Here is a 15,760-nt window from a genome sequence, read left to right as displayed (position 1 = left end):
ACTATTGGTATACATTTTGCGTAAGTAATAACATGAAGTATATTTTTTTATTTCTTTTAATTCCGATTTTAGGCATTAGTCAGACTTCTAGCCTTGATGAAGCTAAGCGATTACTGAGTAGTAAGAAGTTTTCAAAAGCGCAAACATTACTTTCAGAATATGTAAGGGAGAACCAAAATGATAAAGAGGGAATTGAACTCTTGGGAGATGCCTATGGTCATCAAAAAAAGTGGGATGACGCGATAATCAATTATAAAAAACTTACAAAGCTTGAGCCAAGAAACGCAAATTATCATTACAAATATGGAGGTGCTCTAGGGATGAAGGCACTTAGTGTGAGTAAGTTGAAGGCACTAGGTATAATTGGAGATGTCAAAGATGCCTTTCTAACTGCAGCCAGATTGGATCCAAATCATATTGATACCCGTTGGGCATTGGTTGAATTATATATGCAATTACCTGGAATTGTTGGAGGCAGTAAAAGCAAATCGTTTAAATATGCCAACGAGTTAGAGATGCTTTCTAAAGTAGATGGCTATTTAGCTAAAGGCTATATTTACGAGTATGACGATGAACCAGAGCAAGCTGAAAAGTATTACAAGATGGCAATTAATGAAGGTGGATCATTAAACTGTTATGACAAACTCACGAGTTTGTACGAAAAGGAAAAGAAACCTGAAAAGGCCATCGTAAATCTGGAAGCCTCTGGTAAAAAGCATCAACGAAATGCAATGCACTATCAAATTGGTAAAGTGTGTGCAGAATATAATATTCAGTTAGATAAAGGTGAACAATGTTTACTTACATACATTGAAAATTATTCGGCAAAAGACGGTGTGCCTAAAGCCTGGGCGTATTATCGGCTAGCTCAAATTAATAAGAATAAAAAAAATAAGGAAGAAGCCTTAAAATGGATTGATAAAGCCATAACCAGTTTGCCAAAAATCAAAGTGTTTAAGACTGAAAAACGTCGCATAGAACATCTTTAGATTCTCATCTAAAACTTCTCACTAACAACTTCCTACTTAGCACTTCAATTAGTATATTTGGATACTGCAAAATTCAACACATGAACGTACATTTTATTGCTATTGGAGGAAGTGCGATGCACAATCTAGCCTTGGCACTCCATAATAAAGGATATCAAGTCACAGGAAGTGATGATACTATTTTTGAACCTTCTAAATCAAGATTAGATGCTAAAGGATTACTTCCTGAAACATTTGGATGGTTTCCAGAAAAAATTACATCAAACTTAGATGCTATTGTCTTAGGGATGCATGCTAAGGCTGATAATCCTGAGCTCTTAAAAGCGCAAGAACTCAATTTAAAAATCTACAGTTATCCTGAGTTTTTATACGAACAATCCAAACATAAAACACGAGTAGTTATTGGTGGAAGTCATGGTAAAACAACTATCACGTCAATGATTTTACATGTTATGCATTATCACGATAGAGATGTAGATTATATGGTTGGTGCTCAATTAGAAGGATTTGATGTCATGGTAAAGCTCACTGAGGATAATGATTTTATTGTATTGGAAGGTGATGAGTATTTGAGCTCACCAATAGACAGGCGACCAAAATTTCACCTCTATAAACCTAATATTGCGTTATTGAGTGGTATTGCATGGGATCATATTAATGTTTTTCCAACCTATGAGAATTATGTAGAGCAGTTTTCGATATTTGTTGATAGTATTATTGATGGTGGAAGTATTAATTATAATGAAGAAGATCCTGAAGTAAAACGGGTGGTAGAGGCTAGTACTAACCCGATACGGAAATTAGCCTATCAAACGCCAGAATATCGTGTAGAGAATGGAAAAACACTATTGGCAACACCAGAAGGTGATTTGCCCATTGAAGTTTTCGGAAAACACAACCTCAATAATTTGGCAGGTGCTAAGTGGATTTGTCAGCATATGGGTATTGATGAAGATGATTTTTATGAAGCTATTTCCACATTTAAAGGGGCAAGTAAACGCTTAGAGAAAATTGCAGAAAGTTCTAAAAGTGTGGCCTATAAAGATTTTGCTCATTCTCCCAGTAAGGTAGAAGCTACAACAAAAGCAGTTAAAGAGCAATACAGCGATCGAACTTTGGTGGCATGTCTTGAGTTGCATACTTACAGTAGTTTAAATGCCGAATTTTTAAAAGAATACAAAGGCGCTTTAGACGCCGCAGATGTAGCTGTTGTGTTTTACTCGCCTCATGCTGTAGAGATAAAAAAATTAGAAGAAGTTACTCACGAACAAATTGCTAATGCCTTTGAGCGCGATGATTTGATTATTTATACCAATCCGGACGAATTTAAATCGTATCTGTTCTCACAGAACTTCGATAATAAAGCTCTGTTATTGATGAGTTCTGGTAATTATGGAGGTTTGGATTTTGATGAGGTTAAGGAGTTGATCAAATAATAAAATAGATTTTATATCGTTATTCTTATAAACCAATCAAAATCAATTATTTATACTGCACTTTTACGTTCACTAATTATTAACTCAATCAGAATGTTATGATTACACGTCTTCTTTTATGTATAAGTATTTTTACTTTATTTTTTTCATGCTCTAATAATGACTCTGTAACACCAACAGACCAAGAAGCTAATTTTTATGCCTTAACTGTCGGGAATTCTTGGGTATACAAAAATTACAGATATAATATGCAATCTGAAATTTACGAAGATACAGGAGTTGTAGATTCTATTTCGATAGTTTCTACCGAGGATATCTCAGGACAAACCTATTTTAAATTTAGAAGATTGACCACAGGAAATGAAGAAGGTATTTCCTTATGTAATCCCAATGGCGAACACTTTGAGTTTCTGAGAGAAGATAATGGTAACCTAGTAAGAGATGACGGTACTTTAAAATTTACAAATAATGATTATTCACTTAGAATTATAAGCGATAATGAATGGGGAGATGTAGTTGAACAACTAATAGAAGGAGAGACCACTATTATGGTAGAGGCAGGAAGTTTTAATTGCATCAATTCTGAACGCTATGCAATTCTAACAGGAGGCACTAACTCTTCTGGTTTAGATCGCTTTTATTACTCAGAAGGTGTTGGTTTAATTTATGATACGTCATCAACTATTACTAATAATATTCCTACGATTATAAGACGCTTGGATTCTTATAGTATTCAGTAAAATTAAATGATACAGTATAAAAAACCTCCAATCATTACAATTGGAGGTTCTTTTTATGTCTGTTACTTTTTTACTCAAAATTCAGGATGATTTGTTTTGTTCCAGAGTCATCTTCAGTGACAAGGAAAGTTTCTGTTCTTGCTAATACGTTGTCAGCAAAGATGCTTAAAATAACATTGTAGTCTGTCCAACTGGAACCCTCAGGTGTTACTACATAAGAACCATCTTCTAAGAAGGCCAATCTTATAAATGTGCCACTTTCTAATTCTACATCAGCAATAGTTTTACTATATGGAAGGCCACTTTCATCAACATTTTCTGTTTCAGTAGTTTCATCAATAGTGGTTGTAATTATGGCATCTGTACTTCGAGATGTTACAACTTCAAATCTAATATTTGCAGTAATTGGACCTTCTGGATCTGCTCCAGAATCACTATCGTCAGGTATACATGAGTAAGAAATACAAGATACCAATACAGCAAGTAAAAGCAATTTTTTCATTTTTGTAATGTTTATTAATTATTGGACGAAGGTCGGTATTTTTTTTGACTACTCAAAGCCAATAAGCCAAAGAGCGGACCGATAGCTAAAACCATATAAACGATTAACGAATTTGTAGTATCTACAAACATATTAAAGAGGAGTAAGCTTACTATTGTTATTGAAAAACCAATGCAGTTGACTATTGTTAAAGCTGTTCCCTTTATATCAGGTTTTGCATTTTGTGCCACTAGAGTTGAAAATAGAGGAGAGTCGGCTATAACAACAATTCCCCAAAAGATAAGAAATCCGATGAAGACGATTTCCGAAGTGATAGAGAAAAGAAACGGACAAAAAATACAACATATGCCAGATAGCAAAAGAGCAGTAAATGCAACTCGTTTTGTGCCAAGTGTTTCTGAAATGTAACCAGCAAGGACACATCCTAGTGCGCCAATTCCAATAATTATAAAAGCGAGTATAGGAATGTTAAAATTGACTCCCGGATGTAAATTACTGTAGGTTTTGAGTATCACAGGAACAAAAGCCCAAAAAGTATACAGTTCCCACATATGTCCAAAATAACCAAATGCAGCCGAACGAAAATCACTATTCATAAATACTTTTGAAAATGCAGATATATCTAATCTTATTGCCGCTATTCTATAAGGACCATTTGGCACAAATATTACCATGAGTAATCCGCCTAATACAGCAATCCCAGATGTTGTGATGATGACAGAAGTCCACATTGAGACATCTACAAGTCCTTTAAGTAAATGCGGAAATGCTGTTCCGAGAACTAATGCGCCAACCAAGAAGCCTAAGGATTTGCCCAATCCTTTTTTAAAATGATCTGCAGCTATTTTCATACCTACAGGATAAATACCTGCGAGAAAGAAACCCGTTAAAAACCGAAGTAATAAAAGGCTTGTTAAGTTATGACCAGTCCAAATGATGCCAACATTAAAAAAAGCACCAAGAAGAGCACAAACAAAAAATACTTTTGATGGCGGAAACCGATCAGCTATAGTTAATATGGCAAAAACCAAAGTACCTGTTATGAAGCCAAACTGTATTGCAGAGGTTAAGTGACCAATAGCATTTGTATTGAGATTAAACGCTGTAACGAGATTGCTCATCACACCATTACTGGCAAACCAAAGGGATGTACAGCAAAACTGCGAAATCACAACAATAGGAAGGATTCTGATGGTTTTAATTGTCTGCATTGAGGTTTCAGTCGTTGACTTTAAATCGTAAAACGGTTTTAAGTTTTTCTGGAGCAACTTTCCTGAAATCGGTTAGATAAACCTCTCTGTGCTTTTTTGATAATCTGGATAATTTCATACTATTGGCAAATTCCTCCATAATCTTAAAGCTAGCAGGCTCATCGTCATAGCTTCCAATATGCATCATTTGAATGCACTTGTCTTCAGTTATGGTTTCAAAATGAAGTTGATTCAAAAGTGGATTTGGTTTTTTGCTTTTTGTAAGTTCAAGCATCTCCTCAAAGAATGAATGTGTTACAAAATCGGGTTGTCGTATCATAAGCGTGTAGACAAAATCATCTTTGTTTATTTGTCCGCTAAATTGCTGCTTTGCCTTATCATTTATATCCCAAATGCCTTCAAGTGGATAGACGGTGTAATCCATATAATTTTTGGGATGAGTGTCTAGTTTTTTGAGATTCATTTTAATAGCATAAGACATACTGTACAAAGCTTCAATACAGGTTTTGAAGTGCTCGGAATTTGGATTGCCCTCACCTTTAATCGTGAGAAACTGATAGGCAGGAATAGTTACAACTTCTGGTTTTGCCTTTGGTAAGTAAATGTCTTTTTCTTTTTTACGCCACTCGTGTTTCATGATTGTAGAATAGTTATCGTAAGACTTCTTTGTTCAGTTTTATAAACATTAATCCTTCAAATGTGTATTAAAAAAGTCTATTGTCCTTGTCCATGATAACTCTGCTGCTTCCTTATTGTAACGAGGTGTTGTGTTATTATGAAATCCGTGATTAACATTAGGATAGATATAAGCTTGATAAGTAATGTCATTTGCTTTTAATACCAATTCAAACGCTGGCCAGCCAGCATTAACTCTTGTGTCTAGTTCTCCGTACTGTAATAGGAGAGGTGCTTTTATGTTTTTAGCATCTTCATCTGAAGGTTGTCTTCCATAATACGGAACAGCTGCTCCAAGGTCTGGAAGTCGTACAGCCATCATATTTGAGATCCATCCGCCAAAACAAAATCCAACAACACCAACATTTCCATTACAATCCTCATGTGATTTTAGATAATGATATGCGGCAATAAAATCTTCTAACATTTCAGCTCTATCTCGCTTTTTCTGCATGGATCTTCCATCATCATCATTTCCAGGATAACCACCTAACGGACTTAAAGCATCTGGTGCTAAACTTATAAATCCCGCTTTTGCGGTTCGTCGCCCAACATCTTCAATGTAAGGATTCAAACCTCTGTTTTCATGAACAATAATAACACCTGGAAGCTTTGTGGTGCTGTCTTTAGGTTTTGATAAAAGCCCTTTAATTGATCCACCACCTTTTGGTGAATCATAATGAATGTATTCAGAATCTAAATTTGGATCATTAGGACTTACAAGAAGGGAATCTATGTAGTTAGGAGACATAAAGCTCAGTAAAGATCCAACTGTAATACCACCAACAGCATAAATGGAGAGCTTTTCAACAAATTGACGACGATTGAGTTTGTTATGTGCATAATCATCGTAAAGGTCAAACACCTCCTGGCTGATATCTTCTTTTCGTAATTTGTTCATGGTTATAGCATTTTATTTTTTCTAAGCTTAAGTTACGATATTTAGAATACTTTATCTAAAAACTGTTTGATACTCTCTTGATTTGCTTTTATTAATTCAGCTCGTGCATTTTGTATGTCTTTTGGCTTTTTATCTTGTGAAAGTTTAAACTTTCCTTCCCAATCTGTAATAGTAATCTCAAACATTTTAATATAATCCAGGTTGCGATCTAATCTTGGGTTATCAGGTTCTAAGACATACTTATGATCTGGTGCTTCCAAAAACTCAGTCATAGTGATCAACGACTGTTTTAGAGCTGCTTTACTTTCAACAGCTTCTACAGTACCTTTTAAATGCACTCTAATATAGTTCCATGTTGGTAATTGTGTTGTACTATACACACTAGGTGAAATGTAACATTCAGGACCAGAAAACAGGATTGTTATGGCATTATTGTCTTTTAGTAAGTTGGCTTGCGGATTATAAATATCGATATGACCGATGAGTTTTCCGTTATCAAATATGAGTGGTAAATGTGTAATTAATGGCTGATTATTCTCTACGGAAATCAGAGTCGCCAGCGGATAGGTCTTCATGACCTCAATCATATGGTTTTGATCGTCATCCTGATGATGTTTTGGAGGATATTTCAATAGTTTATGAGTTTAATTTATACACCAAATTGTTGTAAATGGTGATCAAGATGTTTGTATTGCATTTTTCCCCATTGATCTTTGGTAAGCTTCCCAAAGGCAGGATGAGGTTGCCAATCGACTCTATCTTTTTGAGCGTGTAATTCTTCTAATAAATTGATGAGTTTAGGTTTTTCTTCTGAAAAGTCTTTATCCTCTCTAGCTTTAAAACGAGGTACTGTTGGCATATTTTTTCGCCATGGTTTATCACTATACATTGATTTTTTAAATAACAGATTGACCAGCCAGTTTGGTTTCAGATTGTAATCTTTTTTCTCTAAAATGATATGAAGCGGAAATTGGCAATGGTGTGCCATTTGTCCAACACTCATTTTTCCCCATTGTGGTTTGGTATTCGCATCGAGTTGTTCAATGCGGTTCATTATCTCTTGATGTGCTTCGGTAGAAAATATGGATTTCATATCAGTATAGTATTTTTTCTATATTATGCATTATATTTATACTCTAGAAAGTTACAATATATCTTTATAAGATGCATAAAAAACCTGTTTCATTTTCTATAAAAAGTTGGTCGCAAGATGATCAACCCAGAGAAAAGCTTCGTGATAAAGGCACTGCTGCGTTGAGCGATGCCGAATTAGTAGCCATTCTTATTGGTTCTGGTAATAGAAATGAAAGTGCTGTTGATTTAAGTAAACGTATATTATCTAGTGTTAATCATAATTTGAATGCCCTCGGAAAGCTGAGCTTAAAACAACTCATGCAATTCAAAGGTATTGGAGAAGCTAAGGCAATTACCATCACAGCGGCTATGGAATTAGGACGACGGCGAAGAGGTGAGGAGGCTGTGGAAAAAAATAAAATCAGTTCCAGTGTGTCTGTGTTTGAATTAATGCAACCACTAATTGGCGAATTACCACACGAGGAGTTTTGGATCATTTATCTTAATAATTCCAATGCCATTATTCAAAAACAACAACTGAGTAAAGGTGGAATTACAGGAACATTGGTCGATGTGCGTTTGGTACTTAAAACGGCTTTAGAAGTTGGAGCTGTAGGATTACTATTAGCTCATAATCATCCTTCAGGGACTTTAAAACCGAGTCAAGCCGATAAAAACCTAACCCAAAAATTAAAAATTGCGGCACAAAGTTTAGATATAAAAGTCTTAGATCATTTGATTATCACAGAAAAAGCATATTTTAGTTTCGCAGATGAAAATCTCCTATAAAAACTAAAGATTCTATTGTTACTTGTATACACCCATAAAATAACACCCAGAGTCAAATATGTATTCAAGCATATTTGCACAAGAGTTCTCGGGATTCCTGTGTCATTTACAACCACAATTGAAGAGTTTATTGCACACGATAGTATCAAAATGTCCTACACCAGACAACCATTGAGTAATGAAGTTTTTATAAGAAATTATGAATTGTTATTTGAGCAAGGGCTTTCAGATATTGATATTAATGTTCAGAAATGGGATGATACAAAATGCTTTTTTTCTACAGGTGAGAAAAGTGCTTTACCTTTTGATATTTTCGCGGCATCTTTCTATCTCTTAAGTCGGTATGAAGAGTATCTTCCGCATGTTAAGGATGCCTATGGACGATTCACAGCAACGGAGAGTCTGGCGTATAAGCACGAGTTTTTAACTCAGCCAGTTATTGATATTTGGGCTTACAAATTGAAAACCGTTTTAGAGCAAAAGTTTGAAGGTTTTACATTTCCGAAGCGTCAATACAATGTAAAGCCAGTGATAGATGTGCCTATGGCATATTACTTTAAACAAAAAGGGTTAATGCGAACTATTGGTGGTACACTGAACGATTTATTTCGATTCAAGTTAAGACGGTTGTACCAACGCTATTTAGTATTATTTGGCTTTGAGCGAGATCCTTATGATACGTTTAAATGGATCATCAACAAGCAAAAACAACATCAATTTAAGTTTATTGTTTTTTTTCTAATCGGAGATTATTCTACCTATGATAAGAATATCAACATTAACAAAAAGAGGTTTGTGTCGCTTATTAAATCGGTTGCAGACTATTGTAAGGTTGGATTAAAAGCATCCTATTTTGCTTTAGATAGTATTGCTATTCTCAAAAAGGAAAAAAAGAAAATGGAGTTTGTAACTAATTATGAGTTGGAAGCCTCTAGGAATTCATTTTCTAAAATTAATTTACCGGTTTCATACCGACATTTGATTGAACTGGAAATTAAAGAAGATTTTACCATGGGGTACTTGAACTACATTGGCTTTAGAGCAGGGACGTGCACACCGTTTTTATTCTATGATCTCGATTATGAAACGGCAACACCATTACTTATAAATTCGTTTCATTGTATCGATTTCGCGTTACTTAAACACCAATCGCAATTAGATAAACAACAAGAATTACAACGTTTGATTAATACTGTTAAGCAGGTCAATGGAACGTTTACACCAGTATTCCATAACTATTCTTTTGGTAGTGATATTAGATGGAAAGGTTTTAGAAAATTATTTACGCAAATATTAGATTCAGTAGATGAAAATTAGAGGAATTAAACATGTCTTTTTTGATTTAGATCATACACTTTGGGATTTTGATAAAAATTCAGCACTTACATTTGAAAAAATCTTTGAGATCCATAATGTTGAGGTTAACACACATGAGTTCTTATCAGTTTATGAACCCATCAATCTTAATTATTGGAAATTGTATCGCGAAGAAAAAATAGATAAGAAAAGCTTGAGATATAAGCGTTTAAAGGATACGTTTGATTTGGTCAATTTTGATGTTTCCGATGATATTATACATAAGCTTTCAGAAGACTATATTAATTATCTCACCACATTTAATCATCTTTTTGAAGGCACTATTGAAATTTTGGAGCATTTTCAGCAACACTATCATTTGCACATCATTACTAATGGTTTTGAAGAAGCACAACAACGAAAAATGAATAATGCTAAAATCTCACAATATTTTAAAACGGTAACAAACTCTGAAGCTGCAGGAGTAAAAAAGCCAAACCCAATAATTTTTAATCATGCATTAGATCTGGCACAGGCAAAACCCATGGAAAGCATGATGATAGGCGATAATTACGAAGCCGATATCTTGGGGGCTTTAGATGTAGGTCTCGATGTAATCTTGTTTAATTACCACAATCATGATGCAGATGACCATATCAAACAGGTAAAGCATTTACTTGATCTCAAAAAATATTTATAACAAACAAAGTGTATCTTTACATTTCAGAATTAACCTAATTTTTGATTCAGATGAATAAACTGTTCTTTTTTATTGCGATTATTTTTTTATGTCCTTTCAATACGCAAGCTCAAGAAGCAATCAATAACTACAAATATATTATTGTTCAAAATCAATATGATTTTCAGAAATCTGAGGATCAGTACCAACTCAATTCATTGACCAAGTTCTTATTTAACAAATATGGCTACGAAGCCTTTTTAGACTCTGAAGAATACCCAAAAGATCTTGGAGCAGATAATTGTTTGGGACTCAAAGCCATTCTAAAAGATGTTAAGGGAGGATTTTTGAAGACTAAAATTCAAATTGATTTGGTGGATTGCAAAAATAATGTCATTGCAACATCACAAGTGGGTAGTAGTAAGGTTAAAGACTTTAAGAAGGCTCACACTGAAGCAGTAAGAGAAGCTTTTATTACGTATCAGTATTTTGATTATAAATACAATGGATCTAAGGTGTCACAGGAAAGATCTGCTATTGAAAAGGAGACTCAAACACCTGTTTCAAAAGACAAAGGTGAAGAAGCTATCAAAGCGGTTGAAAATGAGATTCCATCTGAAATAGAAGTTATTGAGCCCAAAGAGAAACCTTATGTTAATGCCTCAGATAAAAAAGACCTCTTGTACGCTCAGCCTATTGATAACGGATTTCAAATAGTAGATACTGAACCTAAGAAAGTGATGATATTACTAAATACTGGAGCTCCTGGCACCTTTATTGTTCAGGGAAAAGATGCTGTAGTTTATAAAAAAGATGGTATTTGGTTCTATGCTGAAAATAGTGGTGAGAACTTGACTGTTCGCAGAATTAATTTAAAATTCTAATAGTTGTATTTGTCTTTCCAACGCACTTTTAAAAATTCACGTTGCGCATTTTCCCGTGCATTATTTCCTGGTTGATAAAGTGTAGTATTTTTAATCTCTTCTGGCAAAAATTCGTGAGCTACAAAATTGTTTTCATAGTTATGGGCATATTGATAATTGTCTCCATAGCCTAACTCTTTCATAAGTTTTGTAGGCGCATTTCTAACCGATAATGGTACAGATAGGTCTCCTGTCTCTTTTACTAATTGTTGAGCTTTACCAATAGCTTCATATGCAGCATTACTTTTAGGAGAAGTGGCCAGATAGGTAACACACTGACTGAGAATGATTCTCGATTCAGGATAACCTATAACTGATACAGCTTGAAATGTATTGTTTGCAATTACTAATGCAGTAGGATTAGCATTACCAATATCTTCACTGGCTAGAATGAGCAAACGACGTGCAATGAATTTGACATCTTCGCCACCTTCAATCATTCGTGCTAACCAATATACAGCAGCATTTGGATCGCTACCTCGAATGGATTTTATAAACGCTGAAACAATGTCGTAGTGTTGCTCACCTGTCTTGTCATATCTAACTGTATTACTTTGAACACGACTTGTAACGATCTCGTTTGTTATGACGATCTTTTCTTGTTCATCAAATGAGGTGACAATAAGTTCAAAAAGATTTAAAAGTTTTCTCGCATCACCACCAGATAATCTAATAAGAGCTTCAGTTTCTTTAAGTTTAATATGTCGCTTTAATAAGAGCTCATCTTCTTTTAGAGCACGATTCAAAAGTGCTTCCAGATCTTCTTTTCCAAAGGAATTGAGGACATACACCTGACATCTTGAGAGTAGCGCAGGAATAACTTCAAAACTCGGATTTTCTGTTGTGGCGCCAATGAGTGTTACCCAACCTTTTTCAACAGCTTGCAATAGTGAATCTTGTTGCGATTTGCTAAATCGATGAATTTCATCAATGAATAAAATGGGATTTTTAGTTGTAAATAGACCACCACTTTGTTTTGCTTTATCAATCACCTCTCGAATATCCTTAACACCAGAATTGATAGCACTTAAGGTGTAAAACGGTCGCTGAGATTCATTAGCAATAATATTAGCTAATGTTGTTTTACCAGTTCCAGGTGGTCCCCAAAATATCATAGATGCAATCACACCTTGATGTAATTGTTGTGTCAAAACGCCAGTTTTGCCAACTAAATGCGACTGACTTAAATAGTCATCCAGCGTTTGTGGACGTAATCGTTCTGCTAAAGGTTCGTTCATAATGTAAAATTACAAAAAACGAATGTGACAATATTTCAGAGTTTCAATAAATGGATAGCATTTTGCTAATAAAGTTTTAAATTTAGATAATGAGTAATCACCAGCAACATTTTAGATATTCAACAGGAGTCATTGCATATCCTGTGTTTTTTGTGTTGTCACTGTGGATTGTATTCTGGATGCAGGTTCGGTTTTTTCCATCTATTAAAAGAATGGGTGTGTATCCGCAAAAACTGGAAGGCCTAATTGGAATTTTTACCAGTCCGTTTATTCATGCCGATATCGAGCATTTATACCATAATAGCATCCCGCTGTTTGTTTTATCTGCAGCATTGTTTTATTTCTACAGAAAGATCTCATGGAAAGTGTTATTCTTCGGAATATTGCTGTCGGGATTATTTACCTGGATCATTGGCAGACCAGCAAATCATATTGGAGCCAGTGGACTCGTTTATGTTTTGGTGAGTTTCATCTTTTTTAAAGGTATATTCGCTAAACACTTTAGATTAATTGCCTTGTCGTTGATTATTATATTTCTCTACGGAAGTATGATTTGGTATGTATTTCCTGTTAAAGATGGCATGTCTTGGGAAGGACATCTTGGCGGACTCATATCTGGATTTGTGTTTGCTCTTATTTTTAGGAAAGCTATTGCAAAGCCTGAACGATATGTATGGCAGCAACCCGATTATAATGAAGATGATGATCCATTCTTGAAACATTTTGACGAAAATGGTAACTTCATTGAACATTTAGAGCCAGAAATAGAGGAGGAGCCACTTTCCGAAGATACCAGTCCTGATATCAACTATACGTTTAAAGAGAACAAAGATTAAAGACGTTGTCTTACCGCTTCGTATAAAAATGCACCACAAGCAACAGAGACATTTAAGGATTCTATCTCACCTAATAGAGGAAGTTTAGCTTTTTCATCGGCAACCTTTATAACTGATGGGTTGATGCCTTTTCCTTCAGATCCCATAATGATAGCGCATGGTTCTTTAAAAGATACATCATAGATCGTGTTGTCTGTTTTTTCGGTAGCAGCAATCACTTTTATGCCACTAGCTTGCATATAAAATACAGCATCTTTGATATGATCAACTTTACAAATTGGCATTTTGAAAAGTGCGCCTGCACTAGTTTTTATGGCATCGCCATTAACAGGAGCGCCACCTTTTTTCTGAATAATAATCCCAGAAACACCTGTGCATTCTGCTGTACGAACGATAGCTCCAAAATTTCGAACATCACTTAATTGATCCAGTAACAGAAATAGTGGTGTTTTTCCAGATTCTGTAACACTCATAACAAGATCTTCAATGTTATGAAAGGTTATAGGAGCAATTTGGGCAACCACACCTTGATGGTTCTTTTTTGATAAACGGTTCAGCTTTTCAATTGGCACATAAGAACTATTTAAACGTTCTTTCTTAAGTAGCTGCTCTAATTCTGAGAATAATTCGCCTCGTAATCCTTTTTGTAAAAAGATCTTATCGATGTTTTCTCCAGATTTTATAGCTTCAATAACTGCACGTATACCAAAAATGGTGGTTTCTTTTTCCATGGCTCAAAGGTATAAAAAAACCATTCTAATTTTAGAATGGTCTTTATCTATTATCTGAGAGGTTTACTGTTTGATAATTTTTTTACTCAAGCTTCTGTTTTGTGCGTGTATTTGGATAAAATAAATACCTGCATCAACACCAGAAAGGTCAATTGTATTGGTGTTTCTGACTTCCATAACTTTTTTGCCTAAAGTAGAAAACAATTCAATTTTATCAATAATATCATTAGAAGCTACTGTAATTAGATCTGTAGTTGGGTTTGGAAATACAGAAACGTTAGCTAATTCAAATTCTGATACACTTAAGTTATTACAAGGTGAAAGATCTGGATTGAGTTCTATTGGATCTCCGGGAGTGAGATCTCTACCTATGAAAGCCGGATAATCAGTTGCATATTTGATGGCTCTAAATGTTAAATTACCTGCAGGAACAGGATCTCCTTGAGTAGCAATTACACCTGTGTTATTACTTACAGGATTAACATATCTCCATACTACAGTATCTGTATCATCGATCTCAAATATTTCTCCAGTCCGTCCCTCACATATTAAGGTATTACCATTTTGTAGACGTTGAGCACTACTCACAATTGAAGAGTAAAAATCAGAGGGTGTATTGGTTTGATCTGAATAGATATAGTCTGGAGCTGTTGGTCCATAGGCTGTATTAGTTGTGTAGCTGTATACACCTGGAGCCGATGTAGGAGGTATTAAGATAAAAACTTCAGAGAATTCTGGAAATCTACCATTACCATTATTAAATAATATGAGTTTTCCTGCATCCACTAATCCATCAGCAATAAAATGAGGATAATGTTGCCCATACAATTGACGGTCTGTTTCAGTGCCTTGTCTGTAAGATTGCGGATTTCCCCAACGGTATAAAAAATCACCTCCATTGCCATAAGTTCCTCCAGAACTTGTTGCAGCTTCAGCAGTTGTTGTAGAGTGATCGATAATATATATTTCACTTAAGTTACGACTACTAATAACTATTTGATCTAAGCCTTCATCGTATTGAATGGAATTGAAGTGCAACCAGTTGGCTGCTCCAGAACCACCATTAAGAAAGTTGATGTCTAATTTACCCGGACTCATACTTACATCACCAAAATTAGCTTTAGTATTGTCAAAGTCCTGTATAAGATGATCTTTAACGTTCCATTCCCAAACTACATTGGCTTGATCAACTCCAACAGGTTCTACCTCAATGATTTGTTCATTGTATAATCTGGTTTCGCTCATTAGATTTGGATCTCTACCCGCATCAACAGCTTCTGTCATCGTTAATGCTGTAGCTGCCAGAATAAGGACATTTCCGTTAGGCATAGGAAATATATCATGGTGTTGTCTAAATTGATTGGTATTGTATAAATAGGACCAAATTAAATTTCCGTCCCAGTCAAATAATTCTATAATTCCACCTTGACCGCCAAAAGTAATATTACTACTGCCATCAGTAACTTGACCAGCTCTTAAAAGATTACCATTAGGTAAAAGATAAACCGCATTTCCTGGTCTGTATGCACTGGACCACTCATTAATTACTTGTCCACAATTATCAAATAAATATGCTTTGGTATTCACAGAAATTAGCGTGTAAGCTTCAAATACATCATTGGTAATAAATGTAGTTCCAACCGTATTTTGAGCTTTTACGTTGAAACAGAATAAGAGTGCTGTTACGAGAAGTAGTTGTCGTATCATAGCTTGCTTTTTTTTGTAAACCTAATATTTATA

General features: G+C 34.9%; 17 protein-coding genes. 8 read left to right on the top strand and 9 right to left on the bottom strand.

Going from position 1 to position 15,760, the window contains the following annotated elements:
• Window positions 1-32: 32 nt before the first annotated feature.
• The 3 genes from Q0951_RS07775 (at window position 33) to Q0951_RS07765 (ending at window position 3,165) form a co-directional block, all read left to right on the top strand.
• A complete protein-coding gene (locus tag Q0951_RS07775; protein ID WP_299336005.1) occupies window positions 33-989 on the top strand; it encodes a tetratricopeptide repeat protein in 957 nt (318 codons plus the stop codon).
• An 80-nt stretch (window positions 990-1,069) separates the two neighbouring features.
• Window positions 1,070-2,425 carry a Mur ligase family protein gene (gene murC / locus Q0951_RS07770; protein ID WP_299336004.1) on the top strand — a complete coding sequence of 452 codons (1,356 nt, stop codon included), beginning with the start codon at window positions 1,070-1,072 and terminating at the stop codon, window positions 2,423-2,425.
• 98 nt (window positions 2,426-2,523) lie between these two features.
• Window positions 2,524-3,165: a hypothetical protein gene (locus Q0951_RS07765; RefSeq protein ID WP_299336003.1), complete on the top strand. Its 642-nt coding sequence runs from the start codon at window positions 2,524-2,526 to the stop codon at window positions 3,163-3,165.
• Between the two features lie 70 nt (window positions 3,166-3,235).
• Here Q0951_RS07765 and Q0951_RS07760 read toward each other — a convergent pair whose 3' ends face one another.
• From Q0951_RS07760 to Q0951_RS07735, 6 genes are read right to left on the bottom strand one after another with little or no spacing between them, the layout of a single operon-like run.
• On the bottom strand, window positions 3,236-3,667 hold the full coding sequence (locus Q0951_RS07760; protein WP_299336002.1) for a hypothetical protein: 432 nt from the start codon (window positions 3,665-3,667) through the stop codon (window positions 3,236-3,238).
• Between the two features lie 14 nt (window positions 3,668-3,681).
• The gene (locus tag Q0951_RS07755; protein WP_299336001.1) at window positions 3,682-4,878 is read right to left on the bottom strand and encodes a nitrate/nitrite transporter; all 1,197 of its coding nucleotides are present in this window, start codon (window positions 4,876-4,878) and stop codon (window positions 3,682-3,684) included.
• 7 nt (window positions 4,879-4,885) lie between these two features.
• A complete protein-coding gene (locus Q0951_RS07750) occupies window positions 4,886-5,515 on the bottom strand; it encodes a GyrI-like domain-containing protein (RefSeq protein ID WP_299336000.1) in 630 nt (209 codons plus the stop codon).
• Between the two features lie 48 nt (window positions 5,516-5,563).
• Window positions 5,564-6,454 (bottom strand): dienelactone hydrolase family protein, encoded by an 891-nt coding sequence (locus Q0951_RS07745; RefSeq protein ID WP_299335999.1) that lies wholly within the window; start codon window positions 6,452-6,454, stop codon window positions 5,564-5,566.
• Window positions 6,455-6,495: 41 nt separating this feature from the next.
• On the bottom strand, window positions 6,496-7,086 hold the full coding sequence (locus tag Q0951_RS07740) for an FMN-binding negative transcriptional regulator (protein WP_299335998.1): 591 nt from the start codon (window positions 7,084-7,086) through the stop codon (window positions 6,496-6,498).
• 17 nt (window positions 7,087-7,103) lie between these two features.
• Complete coding sequence (locus Q0951_RS07735; RefSeq protein ID WP_299335997.1) at window positions 7,104-7,547, bottom strand: DUF1569 domain-containing protein; 444 nt, start codon at window positions 7,545-7,547, stop codon at window positions 7,104-7,106.
• Between the two features lie 71 nt (window positions 7,548-7,618).
• Here Q0951_RS07735 and radC point away from each other — a divergent pair, with 71 nt between their 5' ends.
• The 4 genes from radC to Q0951_RS07715 are packed head-to-tail and all read left to right on the top strand — an operon-like array spanning window position 7,619 to window position 11,176.
• Entirely contained in the window at window positions 7,619-8,317 is a 699-nt protein-coding gene (radC, locus tag Q0951_RS07730; RefSeq protein WP_299335996.1) for a DNA repair protein RadC, read from the top strand.
• 15 nt (window positions 8,318-8,332) lie between these two features.
• Window positions 8,333-9,634 (top strand): polysaccharide deacetylase family protein, encoded by a 1,302-nt coding sequence (locus Q0951_RS07725; RefSeq protein ID WP_299335995.1) that lies wholly within the window; start codon window positions 8,333-8,335, stop codon window positions 9,632-9,634.
• On the top strand, window positions 9,624-10,313 hold the full coding sequence (locus tag Q0951_RS07720; protein ID WP_299335994.1) for a YjjG family noncanonical pyrimidine nucleotidase: 690 nt from the start codon (window positions 9,624-9,626) through the stop codon (window positions 10,311-10,313). The genes Q0951_RS07725 and Q0951_RS07720 overlap by 11 nt, the downstream gene beginning before the upstream one ends.
• 50 nt (window positions 10,314-10,363) lie before the next feature.
• Window positions 10,364-11,176, top strand: a complete 813-nt coding sequence (locus tag Q0951_RS07715; protein ID WP_299335993.1) for a hypothetical protein — start codon at window positions 10,364-10,366, stop codon at window positions 11,174-11,176.
• On the opposite strand, the gene Q0951_RS07710 is transcribed toward Q0951_RS07715, so the two are convergent.
• Window positions 11,173-12,453: a replication-associated recombination protein A gene (locus Q0951_RS07710; RefSeq protein ID WP_299335992.1), complete on the bottom strand. Its 1,281-nt coding sequence runs from the start codon at window positions 12,451-12,453 to the stop codon at window positions 11,173-11,175. The two genes, Q0951_RS07715 and Q0951_RS07710, sit on opposite strands and share 4 nt — an antisense overlap.
• Window positions 12,454-12,542: 89 nt before the next feature.
• On the opposite strand from Q0951_RS07710, the gene Q0951_RS07705 reads away from it, so the two are divergent.
• Entirely contained in the window at window positions 12,543-13,289 is a 747-nt protein-coding gene (locus Q0951_RS07705; protein WP_299335991.1) for a rhomboid family intramembrane serine protease, read from the top strand.
• On the opposite strand, the gene rlmB is transcribed toward Q0951_RS07705, so the two are convergent.
• Complete coding sequence (gene rlmB, locus Q0951_RS07700) at window positions 13,286-14,020, bottom strand: 23S rRNA (guanosine(2251)-2'-O)-methyltransferase RlmB (RefSeq protein ID WP_299335990.1); 735 nt, start codon at window positions 14,018-14,020, stop codon at window positions 13,286-13,288. The two genes, Q0951_RS07705 and rlmB, sit on opposite strands and share 4 nt — an antisense overlap.
• A 63-nt stretch (window positions 14,021-14,083) precedes the next feature.
• The gene (locus tag Q0951_RS07695; RefSeq protein WP_299335989.1) at window positions 14,084-15,727 is read right to left on the bottom strand and encodes an aryl-sulfate sulfotransferase; all 1,644 of its coding nucleotides are present in this window, start codon (window positions 15,725-15,727) and stop codon (window positions 14,084-14,086) included.
• Between the last annotated feature and the right edge of the window lie 33 nt (window positions 15,728-15,760).

This window comes from uncultured Psychroserpens sp., from assembly GCF_947501425.1.
Classification (GTDB): domain Bacteria; phylum Bacteroidota; class Bacteroidia; order Flavobacteriales; family Flavobacteriaceae; genus Psychroserpens.
The sequence above is the reverse complement of the archived record's forward strand: the minus strand, read 5'-3'. Positions and strand labels throughout refer to the sequence as shown.